This window comes from Pedobacter nutrimenti, assembly GCF_003208655.1.
Taxonomy (GTDB): domain Bacteria; phylum Bacteroidota; class Bacteroidia; order Sphingobacteriales; family Sphingobacteriaceae; genus Pedobacter; species Pedobacter nutrimenti.
This window is the reverse complement of record NZ_QKLU01000001.1, coordinates 641617-664628: the sequence shown is the minus strand read 5'-3', so window position 1 is coordinate 664628 and position 23012 is coordinate 641617. Positions and strand designations below refer to the sequence as shown.

Sequence of the window (23012 nt, the reverse complement as noted above, 5' to 3'; positions counted from 1 at the left end):
CCTAATCCTCATCACATCATGGAACATTTACATCCAGTTCATCATACAAAAATAAACAACGCTGACCACAGGGGGCAATTTACCTGTCCCATGCATCCGGAAATTATCAGGGAGAAGCCCGGCGCGTGCCCAATATGCGGAATGGACCTGGTGCCCTTAGGTGTTAATGTAGAACAGGAAGATAAAACTTATGAAACGCTTTTACGGAAATTTAAGATAGCAACGGTCTTTACTGTTCCTATATTTTTGATTGCAATGTCAGAAATGATTCCTGGTAATCCGATTTTTAGGCTAATGGAATTAAAATATTGGAATTGGGTTCAGTTTGTTTTTTCCATCCCGGTAGTTTTTTATGCAACATGGATGTTCTTTCAGCGGGCATGGCAATCTGTAAAGACCTGGAAGCTGAATATGTTTACCTTAATTGGCATTGGTGCAGGGGTGGCCTGGCTTTTTAGTCTGGTCGCCCTGCTCTTTCCGGGAATTTTTCCTGATCAGTTTAAGACCCACCATGGAACAGTGTACGTGTACTTTGAAGCTGCAACGGTCATTCTTACCCTGGTCTTGTTGGGGCAGCTTTTAGAAGCCAGGGCACACGGTAAAACCAACAGTGCCATTAAGGAGCTCCTGAAATTAGCACCGAACACAGCCACCAGAATACAGGGTGAAAACGAAACGGTAGTAGCTATTGAGGACATTCAAAAAGGAGACCTGTTAAGGGTGAAACCCGGAGAGAAAATACCTGTAGATGGGAGTATTAAATCAGGTGAAGCCATTGTCGATGAATCCATGATTTCCGGTGAGCCTGTTCCCCTGGAGAAGCAGCCTGGGGATAAAGTTAGTTCAGGTACAATTAATGGGAATAAAAGTTTTGTCATGATTGCCGAAAAAGTTGGTTCAGAGACACTTCTGTCACAGATTATTGAAATGGTGAATTCTGCGAGCAGGTCCAAAGCACCCATTCAAAAAATGGCGGATAAAATTTCAGGGTATTTTGTTCCTGTTGTGGTATTGATCGCTATAGCCACATTTATGATATGGGCCATCTATGGGCCTGAGCCGGCTTATGTTTATGCTTTTGTAAATGCCATTGCGGTATTGATCATTGCCTGTCCGTGTGCCCTTGGTCTTGCTACGCCTATGTCGGTAATGGTGGGCGTAGGAAAAGGTGCACAAGCAGGTGTGCTGATTAAAAATGCAGAGTCATTAGAGAAAATGAATGCCATTGATGTGGTCATTATTGATAAAACAGGGACAGTAACTGAAGGTAAACCCTCCGTTGAAAAAATCGTTAGCGCAGATCCCGGTTTTACCGAAATGGAGCTTCTTGAAAAAATAGTGGCATTAAACAACAGCAGTGAACACCCTTTGGCACAAGCTACCTTACGGTATGGACAGGAGCATAAAATCGCTGTTCAGCCCATATTCAATTTTGAAGCGGTAACCGGTAAAGGGGTAGTGGGTCAGCTTCAAAAGGAGCAATTGGCCTTAGGCAACCTGAAATTAATGGAGCATGTCAAAGCTCAAATTGATCCGATATTGAATGGGCAAGTCGAATTAGCTCAAAAACAGGGAAAGACCGTTTCCTATCTGGCTATAGGGCAGAAGGCTGTAGGCTTTGTGGTCATTTCTGATAAAATAAAAGAATCGGCTAAAGAGGCCATTGGCAAACTTCAAAAGGAGGGTTTAAAGGTCATTATGTTTACAGGGGACCATGAAGATACAGCAAAAGCAGTCAGCTCAGCGCTGAACTTAAATGGCTTCAAAGCTGGGATGCTTCCCGAGGATAAGTTGAATGAAATAAAAAAGCTACAGGCTGAAGGTAAAAAGGTTGCTATGGCCGGCGACGGGATCAACGATGCCCCGGCATTATCACAGGCAGATATTGGCATTGCCATGGGGACAGGAACAGATGTTGCCATTGAAAGTGCTGCCATTACTTTGGTCAAAGGTGATCTGAATGGAATTTCTAAGGCAAGATTATTGAGCCATAAAGTGATGGGCAATATAAAGGGAAACCTCTTTTTTGCACTTGGATATAATGTTCTGGGGATCCCGGTTGCAGCGGGGCTCCTGTATCCGCTTTTTGGAATTTTATTGTCACCAATGATCGCTGCACTTGCCATGAGTTTTAGTTCCGTATCTGTAATTCTGAACTCCCTGCGTCTTAGAACGGCTAAGATTGAGTAATTTTAACCGAACGTATGAGAGAAATTTAATGATCTATAGAACACTAAACCAAAGCCCGTTATTATTGCCGGGCTTTGGTGGTAGAATGCTGTGTTGTAAGTGGTAACTCTTTCGAATTATAACAAGGACCAACAAGCTTTTTTAATAGATTTAGACATGGGGCTTACTAGTCAATTAAATCTTGCTCCTTTAAAAAGTCAAATATCAATTTATCAACCTCAGAGATTTTATCTTTGTCAGAATACTTGAGCCATTCAAAATGTTCTATTTCTGAACATGCTTTCAATTCTCCTTTGTAATTTGCCATGTAACAGGTCATTTTTACATTAACTCCATCGGGATGACTGTCGGCCTGTGCTTCAAATGTTCCTATGTATTTTATCGTTTTCGCTTCAAGTTCAACACTCAACTCTTCTATAATTTCACGACATAATGCTTGTTCATCGTTTTCTCCCTGCTCTCTTTTTCCCCCTGGAATGTAATACTTCTCTTTTCCTAAAGATTTTGTAGATAATATAGATTTATCTTTAATTTCTATCCAGGCGAGTTTGTCAATTGTTTTCATGTTTTTTTCGGAATGTGCTATAATGTAAAATAAAAATCGCCGCAATATAGGAATATCTTAATCATGCGGGGCAGGGGCCTTATGCCTACAGCATGGTTTTAATGGATTCAAAGTCTTTGTGAGTTGCGCATTTTGTGAAACTTTCAGATATTTAGGCATTAGCTGAAACATTTTAACTAAAATAAATCATGATGCGACATTTTATCCTGGCCACTTTTCTCTTCATTTCTTTTAAGAGTTTTTCACAAGAAGCAAGCATTAAAAAAGAAAAATGGCATTGGAACAAAGCGTCCAAACAAGATACTACTGCTGGTTATACTCAGGTTTTAAAAGTTGACAATATTCTTTACATTTCTGGCGCGGTAACAAATGATATAAGCCCTGAAGGCATTACATCTGTTTATAACGCTTTAAAAGCTTCACTATTCAGTTATGGTGCCACCTTTGAAAATGTTGTAAAAGAAAATTTATATACAACAGATATCGAGGCAATGAAAAAATACAATTATGTTAGAAAAAAGTTTTACAAGCAGGACTTTCCAGCAGCTACATGGGTACAAATAGGACGACTGTATATGCCGGATTCTAAGTTAGAGGTTGAATTGATCGCGCATTTGCCGAAATAATCTGCTGAAAAAGCTTTAGGGAACCGGAGTGAACCAGTTAGCTTAGCTCTTCTGTTCGAATATCAGCCTTTAAATAACACTTATAGGTGTTTTTTAATTCGACTCCCCGAAATACACACTTAGCTTGCTCAACTTATTTTAGTTTGTCAAACTCTACCCATTCATATTCTGGTGAGCTTTCCAGTAGTTGCCTGAGAATGGAACCATGTCCATTTCCAAATATGACCAAAATCCTATCTTTAGGACCTTCCGTTATTTCTTGGAGGTTTCTGAATATTCTCAAATTTCTACTGTACCAGTTCATTGTAAGCGCATCGGCACCTCTTTTATGGTCTAACTTGAAATCTCCTGTTAGATAGGCTCCGTGTCCGGCCTGGTGGTAAGTTCTGGAATTGATGTGTTTAAAATAGTCAAGCAAATTTAGTCTTAACTGCAATTTGTCTTCGTAAGCGTACCATTTTTCGTATATCTTACTATAAGGGTCGTCGCTTTTATAGTCGTAATCTTTGAATAGGTTTTTAATGTAGACCGGGTCAAACTTTCCAGGGTCTGATACCATTGGATTATCGTCAATTGCATAGATCGTATCTAAGTGGAGTTCATTTGCAATCCGAAGCCCGAGCTGATATCTTTCATCACGTTCCATTCTGTACGCACCCTTTTTGTAACCCCTTAATTTTTCTGTCGACTCCCACTTTGGAAAAGCCTCAATGGCGATTTTTGTGGGTTTGAACCTCTTGATGTAGTTGACCAGTTCGGTAACCTCTTTTTTTCTGGATTCGGAAAGCACATCAACTTTGTTGCTATCGGCAATGACATGGGCATCTAATCCCGGATAGTGAAAATGAAAGGATCCAACGAACAATACTTTTACCTGTTTTGGGAAAAACGATGACAGCGGTAATATGTCGGTTTTATGCTGTCCGAAAGATAGGGAAGCGTTTAGTAAAAACAGGGAAAGAAATAATAACATCTTTAAGCGGGTATTTTTCATAATAATCATAATGTTTATCGTTAAAAGACAATGTAAAGAAGGAAACGTTGCATGATAGGTGAATTTTATCTATGGAATGTGCACCATGGAGAACCATTCACGAGTTTTTACTTACTCCGTAACGCCGCTATGTTATTTACTCACCGAATCACTCAGTTTGTATGTGTGATTTGATGTATATATTAGGATTTTCGATAAAAAACAAAAGCCTTACAATCATTTGATTTGCAAGGCTTTTATCAGTTATGATACTGTTTTTTATAATCCCGCTGGGATTTTTCGCTCACTCTTACCCAAACTCAGCCTGCTCAAGAACCAGTTTCGAACCTGTCCGGCCCTTCTGTTCGAATCCGTTTTACTGTAAACAAGAAAGCCTCAGATTTCTCTGAGGCTTTTGGTGATCCCGCTGGGATTTTTCGCTCGCTCTTACCCGAACTCAGCCTGCTCAAGAACCAGTTTCGAACCTGGCCGGCCCTTCTGTTCGAATCCGTTTTACTGTAAACAAGAAAGCCTCAGATTTCTCTGAGGCTTTTGGTGATCCCGCTGGGATTCGAACCCAGGACCACTACATTAAAAGTGTAATGCTCTACCAGCTGAGCTACGGAATCATCTTCGTTGTTTGAAGGAGTGCAAAGATATTAATTTTTCTATATGCTGCATAAATAAAACACTAAAAAAAGATGAATGAGATTCAAAATACTGATTTATAGAGAGAAAATTTTTCTTCAGTTAACAACATAGTATTGAATGATGTCATTATAGCCTCTCTTTGTTTAATAAAAAAGCATTTGTTTTAAACTATAAGCTAAGAGTTTGTGTTATTAAACGCTGACGATAAGTATTAGCCTATATAGGTTTTGCTTTATTATTCGTTACAATAGGACAGAATTAAGCCGATGGTCAGTACTGAAATGGAATACTCAGGCTGAGAATATTATGAAAGACTCTTTAAAATGTATACTTTTTTATGCCCTGCTCTCTTTGGTTTTGACCAGCAGTAGTAAAGCCCAGGATAAAAAAGTTCTTAAAATTGATTCCCTGGTAGACCGTTATTACCAGTTTGGTTTTTTTAATGGAAACCTGCTTGTCGCAGACCAGGACAACGTCATTTATAAAGGTTCTATGGGCTTCGCAGATGCTTCAAAAAAGAACAGGCTTAGTGAAGAGTACCGGTTTGTACTGGGGCCCCTCACCAGGGAATTTGGCCTGGTAGCCCTGATGCTGTTAAAAGAGGAGGGAAAGCTTAATCTGGAGGATAAGCTGTCCTTGTATTTACCAGATTTGCCGGCATGGGCGGAAAAGATCAGTATTAAAAACCTGATTCAATGGAGCAGTGGGATACCTGAACGCAAAGAAACAACTTCGAAAAATGATCCGGATGGTATGGCGCTCTTAAAAGAAATAAAGGAACTCGATTTTGATCCGGGCAGCAAATACCAGTACAGTGACCTGAGTGTATATGTTCAACAAAAGCTTATAGAAAAAATTAGTAAACAGACTTTTGATAAGTTTTTAGAAGAGCATGTTTTTAAACCAAACAATTTAAAAAATGCACTGGTAAGCCCCACCTCAAAAGATGTACTGATTGCAAGGGCTTTTAAAAATGACGGAACAGAGGATCAACCCTTCAAACCGGTATATAAGATGCTGTCTTTAACCCTGGATGATTTTTATAGATGGACCGAAGCCTTGTATGGCTTAAAGATTATAAAATCGGAATCACTTAAATTTCTTTTTGGTTCCGCTCAGCCCGGAAAGCAGAATGTCAGCTGGAACGGTGACAAACTTATCCGGCACACCAATACCGGGTCCTTTTTGAGCAATAGTGTGCTGCAAGTATCAGATCTGTCTGAAAAAAGGACAGTGATTCTTTTTTCGAATCTGGAAAATGCCAGGCTCCAGGAATTGAATACAGGGATACAGGCCATTTTGGATGGCTCGGCCTATCGTTTACCCAAAAGATCTGTTTTTATAAAGATCGAAAAGCAGCTGAACTCCTTAAATGGCAGACAGATTATTGCATTTTATGAGTACCTGAAAGCAAAAAATGAACAGGACTATAATTTCGATGATGATGCTGAGCTGTACAAAGCCGGCTTGTTTTTGTTCTCTAAATCCAGGTACGAAGATGCCCTGGTCTTGCTGGAACACAACACTAAGTTGTTTCCCAAATCGGTTAAAACACTAAATTTACTGGCAGAGGTTTATTTGAAAAAAGGAGATAAAAAAAATGCCTTAAGCAGCTATAAGAAGTTGTTGCAATTGAATCCTTCGGACAAGACTGCCAGGGAGGGGATTGAAAGTCTTGAAAAACCAGTTTTACAAAAAAATGCAAAGCCTTTAAAATAATTCAGTTTCCTCCTGTGAAATTTTTTCTCATCAATTATTCTTTTTAGAGATAATAAATATGCAAATAGTTAAATATCAGGTCTTGTGCAGGATAAATGGTTATACTTGCTGATTAATCAGTAAGGAAGCGATATCTTTACTTGTTTTGCCAATGCATCTTAATGAAAATTACATACACACAAATTTTATCCAGAAAAATCCTTCTTGCCTTTCTGGCCTTTGCTATTTTACTTGCCATTGCGGCCCTGATTGTAAGGGATTCTATTTCTAAGAAATTAGAGAACATATCAAAGGTAGCCTATCATTCCCAGCGTGATGAAGCCAGACCTCAGCAGGCCCTGTTATTTTTACATCAGGCCGAAGATGATTTTCAGGAATCCATGGTCAGCACAGACACTGGTGCAGCCACAAATTACAAATTAAAGTTATCCAGCGCTTTTAATGAAATTGATACCCTGGTCAGAGAAAATAAAGATACCTCGAGGTTGTCGGCAGAACAAAGAAAAAAAGTGCAGCACTGGTATTACAAAAAACTGCAGCTATCGGATAAACTGGCGCTTTTAAAGCATAGTTTTGATTCTTTGTTAACCGTTTACGCAGATTTTAAACAAGCAGGGGCAAAGCCTCAATTGAGTTATATTAAGGATGTTCATGCCAGTAATAAAACCACCAAAAGCAAAAGTGATACCATAAAAAAGGAAATAGAAGTCAAAAGAAAGGGGTTCTTTTCGAGGATAAAGGATGCAATAGCCAATAAGGATGGGGGCAACCGCACCGGGGTTATTGAAATTAACCACAACCAGACCAATAAAATTGTCGATTCGACCATTCGTAAAATTGTTGACCGCGACAAAGACAATTATGTGAAAAAGCTGCAGGAGCTGCAGGGTAAAAATCTGAAGTTGCTGAACATGCAACGAGAGCTGATTAATCTCAATTCCCGGATTACAGGTGAACTCGAAAGGATCATCAATGATCTTAAAGAAATTAATTACAACATTTCCGATGAGTTTAAAAGCATGGCTTTTAAAAGCTATGAAGAAAGTACTGCCTTGTTGAACAAGTTCTATCTGGTTGCACTTTTTCTCGTCCTGGTATTTGCCACTCTGCTGATCATTTTTGTGATTAAACTCGATAAGTCTGAAATCCTTTTGCGTAAAGAAAATGAGCGCTCGGTAATTATTGCGCAGCAAAAAATGGATCTTCTGTTGCACATGAGCCATGAAATCCGGAACCCACTGACCGCCATTAAGGGCTTTTTATATATTTTTAGCCAAACGAGCCTATCCAAAAGGCAATCGGATATGCTCGACTCCATCAGGTTGTCCTCAGACATGTTGCTGGGCACACTCAATGATACACTTGATGCGGCAAAAATGGAAAATAGTGAGTTTAAGATTAATAATGATCCTTTTAACCCCGATTTTACTTTAAAGGCAGTTATAGAAAGTATGGAGTTCAGCGCCACAAAAAAGAAGTTGTCCCTGGACTATCATTTTGAAGGAGATAAGGAGGCCGTATTGCTTGGCGATGGGTTCCGTTTAAAGCAAATTATAATCAATTTGTTGAGCAATGCCATCAAGTATACAGCCACAGGTGGGGTAACGGTACAGGCAAAGCTATTCAAAGAAGGAGATCAGGACAAACTTCAGGTGGATGTGATAGATACAGGTGCCGGTATTCCCGCAGACCAGCAGGCGAATTTATTTTCAAAATATTATCAGACCAATTCTGCCAAAGGCAAAAGAGGGACAGGATTGGGGCTTTACATCTGCAAACAGTTTGTTAAACTGCAGGGTGGAAAAATCCATGTAAAAAGCGCAGCAGATAAAGGCAGTACTTTTAGTTTCTATATCCCATACAAAAGAGCTGATCAACAAACAGATAATGGCGTAAAGCAAGTGTCTGAAGACCCGCTTTCCCTGTTAAATGGCATTAGTATCCTGGCTGTTGACGACAATGAGTTGAATTTGAAGTTTCTGGAAATGATGACCAGCAAATGGAACATTAAGTTTTTTAAAGCTGCTGACGGAAAACAGGCATTGGAGATCATCGCCCGCGAAGACATTAAAATTGTGATGACAGATCTTCAAATGCCCGAGATGGACGGACATGAATTGATCAAAGCCATAAAAGGCTTAAAAGCCCCTTTAAACCGGATGCCAGTGATTGTGATCAGTGGAGAAACGCAACCAGCGCAGGTAAACAATTTACGGAAACTTGGATTTGCAGGTTTTGTGAATAAGCCCTTTGTGGAATCCGAGTTAATCGATCAGATTGTAAAGGCGCTAAATATCAGCTAATTGTCTTTTGTGTAAATCGCGGCCCAGAACAACAAAACAAACTGTCCTAAAAGACGCGCTATGCTGGCTAAAAAATATTTGTTCCCGCTTTTGTAAAAATCAATCGACATTGGAATATGAATCATCAGTAAATAGACAACAAGCATGGCAATGATTAACCATGCCGCTACTTTTCTCGTGGAATCCATAATCAGCAATACAGCAAGCACTATTTCGATAAGACCCGATAAATAGATCAATGTGCTTTTAAGGGGCATCCAGGAGGGCATGACCCTCAGGTAAAAGTCAGGATTAAGAAAATGAACCAGGCCTGCCGAAAAATAAAGTAAAGCCATTAAGTACAACAAAACCTTTGTTTTCATCTGTATATGTCATTTGAAACGCATGATTAATATAAAGATAATAAGGCTTTTAAAGAAATCAATTTTAAAAATGGCAACCAGCATTAAATGGCGGTTAAGGAGCTGGAAAGCCTAAAACAAAAAAGCCCGACCGAAATCCGGTCGGGCTTTTTTAACTTTGAAAACAGATTAAAGTGTGGCCATGTCAATAACAAATCTGTATCTGACATCACCTTTCAGCATTCTTTCATAAGACGCTGTGATGTCTTTAATATCAATAAGTTCTATGTCAGACACAATGTTGTGTTCTGCGCAAAAGTCCAGCATTTCCTGAGTTTCGGCAATACCGCCAATCCCAGATCCGGCAACACTTTTACGTCCGCCCAATAAAGAAAAGGGCTGAATGGCATAGGCTTCAGAAGGGACACCAACACAAATGTGCGTGCCATTGGTTCTCAATAAAGACAAGTACATATCCATATCGTGTACCGCAGAAACCGTATCAAGGATAAAGTCAAAGGATCCTTTTACCGCTTCCAGCTGGGCAGGGTCGGAGGTAACCACAAAGTGGTGGGCGCCTAATTCTTTAGCGGCGGCTTCTTTGGAAGGGGAAGTACTCAATACAGTAACTTCGGCCCCAAAGGCAACTCCAAATTTAACACCCATATGTCCCAAACCGCCCAGGCCAAGCACGGCAAGCTTGTGACCTTTACCCACTTTCCAGTGTCTGAGCGGAGAATAGGTGGTAATCCCGGCACATAATAAAGGCGCAGTGGCTGCCAGGGAAAGCTTTTCAGAAACATGCAAAACAAACTCCTCACGGACCACAATAGAGTTGGAATAACCCCCATAAGTAGGCACGCCTGCTCTGTCGTTACTGTTGTAAGTCTGTGTGCTGCCTTCCAGACAATATTGTTCCAGTCCGTCTTTGCAATTTTCACACACCTGGCAGGAATCAACCATACAGCCCACACCAGCAAGCTGTCCAGGTTTAAAGTTTTTGACATGATCACCGGTTTTTACAATACGGCCTACAATTTCATGTCCGGGAACCATTGGAAAAATGCCTGGAAACCAATCGTTTTTAATTTGATGAAGATCAGAATGACAGACACCACAGAACAGAATTTCGATCTGTATGTCATGTGGCCCAACCTCCCGGCGCTCAAAATTCCATGGCGCTAAATCTGTTTGTGCATCTTGTGCAGCATATCCTTTTGCTTGTATCATTATTTAGTTTTTGTTTGAAACAAAATTAAGGGCTAAACTTTAAAACGCAATTGTGCGTTTCAAATGAATACTTGCAAAATTCAAACAATTATAAAAGGAGCGCTGCAATTAGTGAACAATGAGGCCTTGTTCAGGTACATATTTATCATATTCCATCTGTTGGGCTATTTTTAAGGCAACCTCTTTGCCTTTCAGTTTGGCAACCAGGTGCAGGGCACCATCTATACCAGCAGAAATTCCGGCCGTAGTAATAATCCGCCCATTGTCTATATACCTTACATTTTTCAGCACCTTGGCGGTAGGAATTTCCTTTTGCAGGTTTTCTATGCTCCGGTGAAAGGTAGTGACCTGAAGATGGTCTAATAAACCAGCTTTGGCAAGAATGAATGCCCCGGTACATACTGAAAAATAAGAATTTGTGAATTTATCCCGTGATTTAATCCAGGAGATCACCTCAGGATCATCTGCTGCGACATCGTCATTGCCTCCAAAAACGGCAAATATATCTGCCTGCGGGGCATCAGCGATGCTGTAATCTGGAAGGACCTTGAGAATGCCCTGGGAGGTTAAGGCTTCCTTTTTTTTGGAAACTGTAAACACCTTAAAACCGGCATAAGAAAATACTTCCATTGGACCGGCAAAATCAAGAACTTCCACACCTTCGTAAAGATAAAAACAAATGGTCGTTTGATGTTCTTTTGGAGCATCAGTAGTTGTTTTGTGGAGAAGCGCCATGCCACAATCTGAGCAAGTTCCGGCCTTGTCAAAAGAAAGTGTATCACAACTGCCTGAGCATGGCGGACAAATGAATACATCGGGTGTTTGCTTACGGGCAAGTAAAACACCTGGAAAAAGAAGTAAAGCAATGAGTAGTCTTTTCATAAAAAATAAATGAGAAACAAATCTACAACGCTTTAATATACAAATCAGGACAAAGCAAGCACGGATCAGGCCAGCTGTGTTTGTTGTTTCACAAGCTGCCGAAGCTGATTTGGGCTTTTATAACCACATTCCCGGGCAATCCAGTCCATTTTATGATTGCTCTGCAACAGGTTTAATGCTTTTTCCAGCCGAAGCTGCTGAATATACTGTCCAATGGTAAGGTCTGTAGCAGTTTTAAATAGACGCGTAAGCGTTCTTGGGCTCAGGTGTACCAATTGGGCAAGTTCACTGATGCTGATTTTTTGCTTGAGGTGTTGCACAATATAGTCTTGAACCTGATGTATTTGATGATGAATATGTTGTCTGTTTTGAAGATAGATGCTGTCTTGCCGGGCCGTACCTTCTCTGCGCAGGTAAACCACCATTTCTTTGGCTACTTTGCAGGCAAAAGCTATTCCGTGCTCTTCTTCCACTAAAAAAAGGGCCAGATCTATACCGGTAGCAATACCCGCACTGGTATAAATTTTCCCGCTCTTCACATATAATCTGTTTTCTATGACTTTAATTCCCGGATATTGCTTTTGCAAAGTGCTGGTCCAGGCCCAGTGTGTAGTGCATTGGCGCCCTTCAAGTAAGCCAGCGGCGGCAAGGGCAAAAGCCGCTGTACAAACTGAGCAGATGGATGCACCCATCGCAGCGGCTTTTTGAAGCCAGGGAATCCAGCGTGCATCATCATTGCGGTCCCACCTGGCAATTTCCATTCCGGCCACAATAACAATATCACCGGAAACGACCTCTATGTCTTCAAGTGGGCTTACATTGTTAAAGCCCAGACCGCTCGAAGTATTTGGATGGGTATAAGGAGAAACATAACAAAGTTCATAGGGTTTTCCGCAGCAACCCGATTCATAAAATACAGTTACTGCACCTGCAAGGTCCAGAAGATGAACGCCATCAAAGAGAAAAAATATAACACGTCCTGTTGCCATGAGGCTAATTTAATCGTTTCTGCCGGAAAATAAGGTGTTTAATGCAAACCAAAGTTTATCTGGCATATTTTGATTTCCTGCTTTTTATTCGGCAAATTTGTACTTAACGAATTATCCGGATTATGGCCAAACATTTTACGCCAAACGATCTTGCCTTTTTTGTTTCCAGAGAACTTAGCCGGTCGCGGATCAAAGAAAAAAAACCTTCCGAGCCGATCCTTCGGGAGCTGTTCAATACTTTGTTTTACACGAGCCTTCAAACTGAAGAGGGTCAGTTTATTAAGGTGACGGTTACCCTATTGGACCACCAGTCCATTGACCCCCTGGAAGAAGGGATGGACCGGCATGACAACTGGAAATTTTTTCCATTTGAGCCAGCTATAGAATTTTCTATTAAAAATCTGATTAAACTCTCCAAGGCCGCAGATCCCTGGAGCTCCAGTCTTTCGGTGTATTACGATGAACACAATAAGCTGTTTATTTATGGAATGATAGACCAGACCGTTCATTATCAAAGTTTTCTGAATTATGAAAGGGAGGAGAAACCCCTGCATCCGGGAATCATTCAAACCATGATCAATGGGATCGGGATTCTGAATGTTATGCTCGATTATCATCCCATAGCTACTTTAAACCAACATTCGCTGGTTAAACTTTATCCGAATGTATTTGAACACGGACCTGTTTCGGCTTTTATCCAGAGAAAAACAGCTTACTCACATCAGGCACTGGAAAAGAAGTTCAACAGCAGCCTGAGCCCCAACGAAACAGAAATATTTAATGACATTATTTTCGAATATGTCATACAGTCGATTTGCAGGATCCTGCTCAAAATTAAAAGCTATAACCATGGAGGGGCATTGCTGATTACCGGCGATTTTGAAGCCGACCTGAGCACCAAGTATAAACTGCAGTACGACAGGGTGGAATCGGCCATTATGAATATTCTTACTGCAGTAACCAATAAAGATTTGCTGGCAGATGAGGTGGCTAAAATGTCAAAGAAAAAGGGACTGATGACGACCGAACTTTATGCAACATGTGAGGACAACAAGCAGGCGGGCATAGACAGCCATAACGAACTCATTGGTGCCATCCGTTTTGTATCTTCTTTGAGTTGTGTAGACGGCTTGGTGCTCCTGTCCCCACATTTGCAGATTAAAGGTTTTGGTACGGTCATTACAGAAAAAAAACTTCCGGAGCATGTTTGGGTGAGTAAGTCGTCCAGGCCATCCCAAAAAAGCAGCAGAATAGATGCCGCACACTTTGGGACCCGACACCAGTCGATGTTTGCTTATTGCCTCAAACATCCCGACAGCTTAGGTTTTGTGGTATCACAGGATGGAGAAATCAGGGCCATCCAATCGGTAAATGGCAAAGTCATGATGTGGGAAAACATTAAGGTGTACCAGTTTTTAACCAGCAATAAAATGCCTAAGTTTATTTTCAGAAAGCGTTTTTAGTAAAGTTTGGGCAAGGGGCTGGCATTGTAAATAATTAATTATATTTACCCTAAACCTAACCAAAATAGACCCAGAATGAAAAAGACCTTATCTCTGCTCAGCGGCCTTGCCATGGCTTGCCTGAGTGCCTATGCCCAGCAAACCATTCTTCATTGCGGAAAACTGATTGATGTCAGAAACAAAAAAGTGCTCGAAGCGGTATCCGTTGTTATTGAAGGCAATAAGATCACCGATGTAAAAAGCGGTTATGTGGAGCCGGGCTCTGCCGATAAGGTCATCAACCTAAAAAATAAAACCGTGATGCCGGGGCTCATGGACATGCATGTGCACCTGGAAGGAGAAACAAAAAAGGGGGGAGTGGTGGATAAGTTCACCAAAAACCCGGCCGATATCGCTTTTGATTCTGAAGGATATGCCCGGACAACCCTTATGGCAGGCTTTACAACTGTTCGTGACCTGGGTGGCAGTGGGGTAAACATCGCTTTACGTAATGCCATTAACAAAGGCCTGATTGTTGGGCCAAGAATTTATACCGCTGGAAAGTCTATTGCCACTACGGGCGGACATGCCGATCCGACCAATGGGTACCGTAAAGACCTGATGGGAGATCCGGGGCCTAATGAAGGGGTGATCAATGGGGCCGATGAGGCCAGAAAAGCTGTCCGTCAACGTTACAAAGATGGTTCCGATCTGATCAAAATCACCTCAACTGCAGGTGTATTGAGCCAGGCAAAGGATGCCTCCGGGGCCCAGTTTACCGAAGATGAATTAAAAGCGATTATGGAAACAGCCAAAGATTATGGCTTCCGGATTGCGGCCCATGCCCATGGGGCAGAAGGCATGAAAAGGGCCATTAGGGCAGGAGTGACCTCTATTGAACATGGTACTTTTATGGATGATGAAGCGATAGAGCTGTTTAAAAAATATGGTACCTGGTATGTGCCCACCATTATTGCCGGAAAATCTGTGGCCGATTCAGCCAAAACACCGGGCTATTTTTCAGATCTGGTGACCCCCAAAGCGCTGGCGGTAGGGCCAAAAATACAATCAACCTTTAGCAAAGCCTGGAAAGCGGGCGTAAAAATAGCCTTTGGTACCGATGCAGGGGTGTATATGCATGGAAAAAACTGGAAGGAATTTGTGTACATGGTGGAAGGTGGAATGCCCGAAATGGATGCCATTCGTTCGGCTACTTTCAGTGCAGCTGAACTGCTGGGCGTAACGGATATTCTGGGTGTGGTCGAAAAAGGAAAACTGGCAGATCTGATTGCCGTTCATGGTGACCCCATTAAGGACATCAGCAGCATGGGAAATATAGGATTTGTCATGAAAAACGGAGTGGTCTATAAGAACGATTGAGATTTGCAGGCTTTTTATGTGTTTAATTGGTCATGAATTTGTAACACCCGAAAAACTTTTTCATCTTATACAAGAAAACCAACTAATTCATAAAAAACCTAAATCTAAACTATGCAACTTCACATTTCTAATGTCAGTAAAACCTATGGCAATGGCCTGAAAGCTTTAAACAATATTAACCTGGTCATCGAAAAAGGGATGTTTGGTTTGCTTGGCCCTAATGGGGCGGGCAAATCGACCTTAATGCGGACCATTGCCACTTTGCAGGATCCCGACAGCGGTACGATCAGCCTGGGTGATATTGATGTGTTGCAGCAAAAAACAGAGTTAAGAAAAATACTGGGCTATCTGCCACAGGATTTTGGTTTTTACCCTAAGGTATCTGCGTTAAGCCTGTTGAACCACTTCGCCGTTTTAAAAGGAATTACTTCAGCGCCGGAACGAAAAGAACTGGTTGAGGCATTGCTTCAGCTGACGAATCTGTTTGAGGCCAGAAAGCGGAATGTCAGTGATTATTCCGGCGGAATGCGCCAGCGCTTTGGCATTGCACAGGCTTTATTGGGCAATCCAAAACTGATCATCGTGGATGAACCAACAGCAGGCCTGGATCCGATGGAACGCAACCGTTTTCATAATCTGTTGAGCGAAATTGGTGAACAGATCATTGTGATCCTGTCCACGCATATTGTGGAAGACGTCAAAAACCTTTGCAAAAAAATGGTCGTGATGAACAAAGGAACCATTTTGCTGGAAGGTACCCCTGCGCAGGCCCAGGCCACTATACAAAATAAAATATGGAGCAAAAGTATCGAAAAAAGCGAACTGGAAAACTATCGCAGCCAGATGAGGGTCATTTCCTCCCATACGGCCGAAGGTAAAGTCGTCGTGCATGTCTATGCAGACAGCAATCCGGGAGCAGGTTTTGATCAGGTTGCTGCCGATCTGGAAGATGTTTATTTCTCCACCATCACCAAAAAATAAAGGCTTATGTTTAAGGAAATATTTCTTTTTGACCTGAAGTTAAACTTCAGAAAAATACCCACATATATTTATTTTGGTGTATTATTTGTCATCAGTTTTTTGCTTGGCCTGAACGAGGCCGGTGTTTTTGACGTAGCCCGTGGCGATTCCAATTTGCTGGTCAACTCGGCAGTAGCAGTTGCAGGTGTAATTATCAATTTAGGGGATAATATCTTCGGCTTAATCAACAGTGTGATTTTGGTTTCCATTATGGCTACCGCCATACAAAAGGATTACCAGTACAATACCCACCCGCTTTATTTTACAAAACCGATCAATAAAGCAAGTTATTTTTTCGGAAGGTTTAGTTCGGCCTTTCTGACGGCACTTTTTGTGTTCTCTGCGCAGGTACTTGGCTATCTGGCAGGCTGTCTGTTTGGAATAGGCAAACCTCAGATGGGTGAATTTTCTGTGATGAACTTTCTTGAGCCTTTTCTGATCTTCACCCTCCCCAATGTATTGTTGCTGGGGTCTATCTTCTTCTCGCTGACCACTTTTACCAGAAATACCTTGCCGGCATATTTATTTTGCATTGTGTTACTGGTGATTACTTCGATTACCGCAAGTGTTACTGCAGATTTGAACAATAAGGCTGCTGCTGCCATTTGGGAGCCATTTGGGAGCCAGGCCCTGCGCCATCTTACCCAGTACTGGACACCGGATGACCAAAATACCCGCATGATTCCATTGGAAGGGAGCCTGTTGTATAACCGTCTGCTGTGGCTCTGTATTGGAGTTGCCATTACCCTGATCAGCTTTTTTAAATTCAGCTTCAGTCAGTTTCTGACACCTTTTACCTGGTTTGGAAAAAAAGATAATGAAGCGCGTTCGGCAGATGAAACACAAGCCCATTCACTGGCTTTATTGCCAAAGAGCCGTCAGAACTTTGGCGTAAAAGCAAGCTGGAGACAACTATTTTATCTGGCCCGCTTTGAATTTGTAAAAATGGCAAAGGGACCTTTTTTTATTGTCATTTGCCTGCTGGGTATTGTTATGATGTACATTATTTCCAGATTTATGGGGGCGATGTACGATACCGAAACCTATCCGGTCACCTATCAGATTTTAGAAAGTGCAGCAGGTGTTTTTCTGTTTTTTATCATTATTTTGATTGTATTTCTTTCGGGAAACCTGATCTGGAAAGAAAGGGAACAAAAAATGGATGAATTTACCGGTACAGCACCGGTGAGCAACGGTGTACTCTTTTTCTCCAAATACCTGGCCCTGATTTATGTCATTGCGACATTGCTGGGCGTGGTGATCCTTACGGGCATGGGCATACAAATTTCAACGGGTTATTTTAATGTGCAACCATTGTTGTACCTGGAGTCTATGTTAAGGACCCTGGTTGGTTTCGCCATTATGGCGGCTGCCTGCCTTTTTGTGCAGGTCCTTACGCCCAATAAATACCTGGGTTTCTTTTTGTCTTTAATACCGGTATTGCTGGTCAGAATTGTATTTAAATTTCTGGAGTGGAACAACGACCTCTATATTTTTAATTCTTCCGGGCCGTCAATGCCTTATTCAGAGATGAATGGATTCGGACATACCGTAGCCAGCTGGTTTTTGTATAAAGCGTATTGGTTAAGCATTATGCTGGTCCTTTGTCTGCTGGGCTTAACCATCTATGCCAGGGGTAAAGAAAAAGGCATAAAGGCCAGGTTCAATCTTTCCAAATCTTCATTTGATGCTGTTCATAAATTTGCCGTAGCTTTCTGCTTTCTCTTTGCAATAGCTTCAGGTGTATTTATTTATTACAATACCAATATTCTTCATCAATACCTAACGCCTAAGGAACAGGAAAAGGAAATGGCTGCTTTTGAGAAAAAGTACAAAGTTTTTGAGAAAACGGCCCAGCTTCGCATCGTTGAATCCCGGCTGAACGTTGACATTTATCCAGAAACACGAAATGTACAGGCCAATGGCTTTTACTGGTTGAAAAATAAACACCAACAGCCGGTAGATACCCTTTTTATCAATTATGAAGGAGGAAAAAAGAGCGCTTACAGCTATAGCAGTCTGGAGCCGGAGCAAAAAGGATTTAAATTAATCAGCGACGATCAGAAATACGGAGTTAAAATATTCAAACTTCAACAACCAGTTCAACCTGGCGATTCCATCAAATTTGTATTTGAGATGAAGTACAGTCCTGTTGGATTTGAAAATGGCTATACAGAAACCCAAATGGTTTACAACGGAACGTTCTTTAACAATTCGCAGTTTCCGTCAATAGGTTATAATCCGGCTATGGAGCTGGGTTCCAATACCGCCCGTAAAAAGTACAAGCTGAAGCCTAAGCCCCGCATGGCAGCTGTTGATGATGCTGTGGCCAGGATGAACAACTATATTTCCAATGATGCCGACTGGATCCGCTTTGAGACTACTGTAAGTACGGCTGAAGACCAGATTGCGCTGGCCCCCGGTTATTTACAAAAAGAATGGACAAAAGGAGGAAGGCGGTATTTTAATTACAAAATGGACAGCCCGATCCTGAATTTCTATGCTTACCTCAGTGCCCGCTATGAAGTAAAGAAGGACAAATGGAAAGGAGTGAACATCGAAATTTATTATCAAAAAGGCCATGAGTACAACCTGGACAGAATGATTAAGGGGATTAAACGCGCATTGGATTATTATACCCTAAACTTTGGACCTTATCAGCACCGTCAGGTCAGGATCCTGGAATTTCCCCGATATGCCTCTTTTGCGCAGAGTTTTCCAAATACAATCCCCTATTCGGAATCTGTTGGTTTTATCACTAAGGTAGAAGATAACGATCCTGAAAAAATAGATGTGCCTTTTTACATTACGGCTCATGAAGTTGGCCATCAATGGTGGGCCCATCAGGTGATTGGTGGCAATGTACAGGGAAGTGTGCTCATGTCTGAGACCATGAGCCAGTATTCGGCCCTGATGGTGATGGAAAAGGAATACGGGAAACAGGCAATGAAAAAGTTTCTGAAGTATGAAATGGACAAATACCTGCAGGGCAGGACTTTTGAAAGCAAAAAAGAAGTGCCTTTGATGCTTTGCGAAAATCAGGGTTATATTCACTACAATAAGGGAAGTGTGATTATGTATGCTGTAAAAGATTATCTGGGTGAAGAGGTATTGAACAAGGCCATTAGAACCTATTTGCAGAAAACAAAATTCCAGGAGCCGCCCTACACCAATGCGGTTGAATTTGTAAACCAGATCCGGGAAGCGACACCGGACAGTTTAAAATATATTATTAAGGATATGTTTGAAACCATTACCGTTTACGAGAATTATGTAAAAGACCTGAGTTACGAAAAAACCAAAGAGGGAAAATATAAAGTTTCCCTTAGGGTGGGCAGTGCGAAGTTCAGGGCCGACAGCCTGGGTAAAAGTACCCGCGTCCCTGTTGCAGATTACATAGATATAGGGGTGTTTTCCAGTCAGATGGTCAAAGGGAAACAGCAGGCTAAAGAATTGTTCCTCAAAAGGATAAAAATGGATGAGCCTGAAAAAACATTTACCCTTTTGGTGGACGAAAAACCAGAAAGCGCAGGGATAGACCCTTATCATAAACTCATTGACCGTACACCGGACAACAACAGCTGGAAATTTGGCAGTAAACCTCCGGCAGTTTTCATTGCATCTGACAAACCCGTTAAAGTTCAGACCAAAACCAAAAGCTAGTTTGAGCAGCTGCCCTAAACACAAAAGGCCTTGCGTTTGCAAGGCCTTTTCATTTTTAAATCAATTTTAAACTTTTTTAGGGGGCAGGTCAAAAGCTACCGCTTCGTGATCAAAATTCCCGTTATGGGCACCATCGCAAAATGGTTTGTTTTTGGACAGTCCGCAGCGGCAAATGGAAAGCACCGTTCTTCCGCCTAAACCATAGTTGTTACCACTTTTATCTACGATTTCAAAATCGCCTTCTATTTTCACAGATCCGTTATTGTTGATTGTTAATTTTGTTGACATGAGTTTTATGTTGTTCTGCCGCAAAACTAGCTCAATGATCCCAAAGGCAAAGAATTCAATGTCAGTTTAGAAACATTCCATCTGCTGGAAGTAAACAAGGGGCGGGGATGCTGTTTTAGTCAGGTCCGAAAGCCGGCCGGCGTAAAAGACGTTTGTTTTTTGAAAAAGTGTGAAAAATGGGCCTGGTCTTCATAACCCATTACATAAGCGATCTCAGAAATGTTCCAGTCGCTTTGCTTGAGAAGGATTTTCGATTCCTGTATAACCCGGTTGCTGATGATGGCAGTGGTGGTTTGTCCGGTGACCTCTTTGAGTACTTTATTCAGATGATTGGTATGTACGGCCAGGCGGTCGGCATAATCTTTTGCGGAACGCAGAACCAGTTTTTGCCCTATGGACTCTATTGGAAATTGTCTTTCCAGCAATTCTATAAACAAAGCCGCGATCCTGTCAGATGCATTGGCCGTTGATTTAAGGGCCGGCATGGGCTGTAATTTCTGACCATAGTGGATCAGTTCGAGGACCAGGTTGCGGATCAGGTCGTATTTATAGGCATAATCACTGTTGATTTCCCTGGACATTTTCCGGAAAATATACTCCAGATCTGTTGTTTGTTCGGAATTCAGCTGGAATACAGGTAATTCGCCAGGCTGAAAAATAGGAAGATCATCCAGTGCGACCCCAACTTTGCTCTTGGACAGAAAGTCTGCAGTAAAGATACAAAACAGTCCCGTTTGATGGTTGTCCTGAGGAATCCAGTGGTAAGGAATTTTAGGTGTGGCAAAAAGCAGGGCATTTTCCTGAATGTCGATTGTTTTATCTGCGTATTCGGCCCTGTTTTTTCCTTTAATCAGGCTGATCTTATAATAGTCCCTTCTGCTGTAGGGCATGGTTCTGACCCCGGTTTTAAGGTCAAAGAGCTTCTCGGTTTCAAAGATGTTAAAATGACCCACCTCCTTCGAAATTCCTTCGGGAAGCTTCGTTTTGGCTTCTTTATAAAAATCCTGAAGGGAGGTATTGGTCATCATTGTCTTTTGTGTAATTCAAATATACTTAAATAATCATTCCACCGGAAACTTCCAGGCGCTGGCCTGTAATCCATCCAGCTTCATTGCTACATAAAAAGGCGACTACGCCTCCAATATCCTCTGCGTTGCCCGGACGGCCTAAAGCCGTCATACTGCTCACAAAGTTATTGGTCTGCTCATCGTCCCGGACTCGGCCTCCTGAAAAATCAGTTGCTATGGCTCCTGGTGCAACAATATTTGCCCTGATTCCTCTGGGTGCGAGTTCTTTGGCCAGGTATCTTGTAAACACTTCTATAGCACCTTTCATACTGGCATAAGCCGAAGCTCCCGGAAAGCTAAAGCGGGTAAGGCCTGAAGAAATATTAATGATCCTGCCTCCATCAGCCAGTAAAGGGAGTGCCTTTTGTGTTAAAAAATAAACGCCTTTAAAATGCACATTGAGCAATTCATCAAACAATTCTTCTGTCGTTTCCTGTATGGCCGAATGACCGCCAAAACCAGCATTATTGATTAAAAAATCCAGATAATCGGCCTTAAAAACATTCTGCAATACCTCTTTTAGCCTTACTATAAAAGGATCAAAACTTTTAATGTCGCCTGTGTTTAATTGCAGTGCAAAGGCTTTTTGTCCGTTCTGCTGGATCTGCTGAACAACATCAGCTGCTTCCTGCTCCTTACTGTTATAGGTGATGACCACATCAATTCCTTTTTCGGAAAGCCTTAAGGCCATATCTTTACCCAAACCACGGCTGCCGCCGGTCACCAGGGCTATTTTACTTTTGTTTTCCATTTTGATTTGTATTTATGAAACAAAGTTAAAGCATATCCTGCTTCCAGATTTGCGCGCATCAATCTGTTGTTTGCGAAATTCAAATCATCCTTTGAATTTCCAACACACACACCAGTTAAGAGGCAGTTTTTTAAAGGTTCAGCGTGTCGAAAATTTCTCCACGACTGAGTTTTCCTTCTACTTTGGCAATGGCCTCTACTTTGCCCTTCAAACATAAAGCGCCATCACCCAAGCGGAAAATATCCTGAAAAAACACCATTTTTAAGCCCTGTCTTTCCAGTCGCAGTTTTACGGTAAACACATCGCCAGAGGTCAGTGACTGTTTAAAATCCATTTCTATACGGGATACCATGAGCAGAATGTTTTTTTCCGTTAGTGCCTTAAAAGAAATGTTTTTGGATTGCAGGTATTCATGACGGGCATGTTCAAGATAGGATTGGTAAACCGCATTGTTCACAACCCCTTGTATATCACACTCGTAATCCCTTACTTTCAGTTGAATTTCAAATATATAGTCTTGCATCATTGTATAAAGATCGGGAAAAAATTCAGGATAAGGCAGGGACAAAATAAGGTTGAAGGTTATTTTAATGCTGTTTTCTTTAGTCGAAATGAGGTTTAAGGTAGGGCGGAATGCAAAATTCAGTAAAACTTTACTCAGGTTACTCTTTTCTTCAGCTTTTCTTTGGGCCCCATCGGGCAAGATACGGCGCAGACCCCTATCTGATACGGCTTATAGTGAACCCAGTTATAGACTAAACCTCAAGCGCAGGATGACGATCCTTTAAGCCCGCGTAAAATTCTTTTTGGATGTTAATTTTGAAAAAAATGCGAATATGAAAAATTGTATGTCACTTATAACAAGCATTCTGATGCTGCAATATAGGTTTTTTTACTCAAATAAAAAACAGGCCATCGTTACTGGTGGCCAT

The 23012-nt window shown here is 41.6% G+C and carries 18 protein-coding genes and 1 tRNA gene; 8 read left to right on the top strand and 11 right to left on the bottom strand.

Going from position 1 to position 23012, the window contains the following annotated elements:
• The first annotated feature begins 18 nt into the window (after nucleotides 1–18).
• The gene (locus tag B0O44_RS02715; RefSeq protein ID WP_245943539.1) at nucleotides 19–2190 is read left to right on the top strand and encodes a copper-transporting P-type ATPase; all 2172 of its coding nucleotides are present in this window, start codon (nucleotides 19–21) and stop codon (nucleotides 2188–2190) included.
• 166 nt (nucleotides 2191–2356) lie between these two features.
• Here the strand turns inward: B0O44_RS02715 and B0O44_RS02710 are convergent, their stop codons facing one another.
• Nucleotides 2357–2755: an NUDIX hydrolase gene (locus B0O44_RS02710; protein ID WP_110827148.1), complete on the bottom strand. Its 399-nt coding sequence runs from the start codon at nucleotides 2753–2755 to the stop codon at nucleotides 2357–2359.
• A gap of 188 nt (nucleotides 2756–2943) precedes the next feature.
• Between B0O44_RS02710 and B0O44_RS02705 the strand changes: the two genes are divergently transcribed.
• Nucleotides 2944–3381: a RidA family protein gene (locus B0O44_RS02705; RefSeq protein WP_211321294.1), complete on the top strand. Its 438-nt coding sequence runs from the start codon at nucleotides 2944–2946 to the stop codon at nucleotides 3379–3381.
• A gap of 133 nt (nucleotides 3382–3514) precedes the next feature.
• Here the strand turns inward: B0O44_RS02705 and B0O44_RS02700 are convergent, their stop codons facing one another.
• Both B0O44_RS02700 and B0O44_RS02695 read right to left on the bottom strand, forming a co-directional pair.
• A complete protein-coding gene (locus tag B0O44_RS02700; RefSeq protein WP_211321293.1) occupies nucleotides 3515–4354 on the bottom strand; it encodes a DUF5694 domain-containing protein in 840 nt (279 codons plus the stop codon).
• Nucleotides 4355–4907: 553 nt separating this feature from the next.
• A tRNA-Lys gene (locus tag B0O44_RS02695) sits at nucleotides 4908–4983 on the bottom strand.
• Nucleotides 4984–5311: 328 nt separating this feature from the next.
• On the opposite strand from B0O44_RS02695, the gene B0O44_RS02690 reads away from it, so the two are divergent.
• Together B0O44_RS02690 and B0O44_RS02685 are read left to right on the top strand one after the other, a co-directional pair.
• The gene (locus B0O44_RS02690; RefSeq protein WP_110827146.1) at nucleotides 5312–6724 is read left to right on the top strand and encodes a serine hydrolase; all 1413 of its coding nucleotides are present in this window, start codon (nucleotides 5312–5314) and stop codon (nucleotides 6722–6724) included.
• Between the two features lie 161 nt (nucleotides 6725–6885).
• On the top strand, nucleotides 6886–9027 hold the full coding sequence (locus tag B0O44_RS02685) for a hybrid sensor histidine kinase/response regulator (RefSeq protein ID WP_110827145.1): 2142 nt from the start codon (nucleotides 6886–6888) through the stop codon (nucleotides 9025–9027).
• On the opposite strand, the gene B0O44_RS02680 is transcribed toward B0O44_RS02685, so the two are convergent.
• From B0O44_RS02680 to B0O44_RS02665, 4 genes are all read right to left on the bottom strand, one after another.
• Complete coding sequence (locus B0O44_RS02680) at nucleotides 9024–9389, bottom strand: DoxX family protein (protein ID WP_110827144.1); 366 nt, start codon at nucleotides 9387–9389, stop codon at nucleotides 9024–9026. The genes B0O44_RS02685 and B0O44_RS02680 overlap by 4 nt on opposite strands.
• A 168-nt stretch (nucleotides 9390–9557) precedes the next feature.
• Nucleotides 9558–10598 carry an NAD(P)-dependent alcohol dehydrogenase gene (locus tag B0O44_RS02675; RefSeq protein WP_110827143.1) on the bottom strand — a complete coding sequence of 347 codons (1041 nt, stop codon included), beginning with the start codon at nucleotides 10596–10598 and terminating at the stop codon, nucleotides 9558–9560.
• 108 nt (nucleotides 10599–10706) lie between these two features.
• Entirely contained in the window at nucleotides 10707–11480 is a 774-nt protein-coding gene (locus B0O44_RS02670; RefSeq protein WP_110827142.1) for a DJ-1/PfpI family protein, read from the bottom strand.
• A 65-nt stretch (nucleotides 11481–11545) separates the two neighbouring features.
• A complete protein-coding gene (locus B0O44_RS02665) occupies nucleotides 11546–12469 on the bottom strand; it encodes a GlxA family transcriptional regulator (protein WP_110827141.1) in 924 nt (307 codons plus the stop codon).
• 122 nt (nucleotides 12470–12591) lie between these two features.
• On the opposite strand from B0O44_RS02665, the gene B0O44_RS02660 reads away from it, so the two are divergent.
• The 4 genes from B0O44_RS02660 (at nucleotide 12592) to B0O44_RS02645 (ending at nucleotide 19974) form a co-directional block, all read left to right on the top strand.
• Entirely contained in the window at nucleotides 12592–13932 is a 1341-nt protein-coding gene (locus B0O44_RS02660) for a putative sensor domain DACNV-containing protein (RefSeq protein WP_110827140.1), read from the top strand.
• Nucleotides 13933–14007: 75 nt separating this feature from the next.
• Entirely contained in the window at nucleotides 14008–15291 is a 1284-nt protein-coding gene (locus tag B0O44_RS02655) for a metal-dependent hydrolase family protein (protein ID WP_110827139.1), read from the top strand.
• A gap of 111 nt (nucleotides 15292–15402) precedes the next feature.
• Nucleotides 15403–16272, top strand: a complete 870-nt coding sequence (locus tag B0O44_RS02650) for an ABC transporter ATP-binding protein (RefSeq protein WP_110827138.1) — start codon at nucleotides 15403–15405, stop codon at nucleotides 16270–16272.
• Between the two features lie 6 nt (nucleotides 16273–16278).
• Nucleotides 16279–19974 carry an ABC transporter permease/M1 family aminopeptidase gene (locus tag B0O44_RS02645; protein ID WP_110827137.1) on the top strand — a complete coding sequence of 1232 codons (3696 nt, stop codon included), beginning with the start codon at nucleotides 16279–16281 and terminating at the stop codon, nucleotides 19972–19974.
• Between the two features lie 66 nt (nucleotides 19975–20040).
• Here the strand turns inward: B0O44_RS02645 and B0O44_RS02640 are convergent, their stop codons facing one another.
• The 4 genes from B0O44_RS02640 to B0O44_RS02625 all read right to left on the bottom strand — a co-directional run bounded on the left by B0O44_RS02640 (nucleotide 20041) and on the right by B0O44_RS02625 (nucleotide 22606).
• The gene (locus B0O44_RS02640) at nucleotides 20041–20262 is read right to left on the bottom strand and encodes a CDGSH iron-sulfur domain-containing protein (protein WP_110827136.1); all 222 of its coding nucleotides are present in this window, start codon (nucleotides 20260–20262) and stop codon (nucleotides 20041–20043) included.
• A gap of 119 nt (nucleotides 20263–20381) precedes the next feature.
• The gene (locus B0O44_RS02635; protein WP_245943535.1) at nucleotides 20382–21290 is read right to left on the bottom strand and encodes a helix-turn-helix domain-containing protein; all 909 of its coding nucleotides are present in this window, start codon (nucleotides 21288–21290) and stop codon (nucleotides 20382–20384) included.
• A 25-nt stretch (nucleotides 21291–21315) separates the two neighbouring features.
• Nucleotides 21316–22080, bottom strand: a complete 765-nt coding sequence (locus B0O44_RS02630) for an SDR family NAD(P)-dependent oxidoreductase (RefSeq protein WP_110827135.1) — start codon at nucleotides 22078–22080, stop codon at nucleotides 21316–21318.
• Nucleotides 22081–22210: 130 nt separating this feature from the next.
• Nucleotides 22211–22606, bottom strand: coding sequence for an acyl-CoA thioesterase (locus B0O44_RS02625; RefSeq protein ID WP_245943533.1), 396 nt, complete (start codon nucleotides 22604–22606; stop codon nucleotides 22211–22213).
• Nucleotides 22607–23012: the final 406 nt, after the last annotated feature.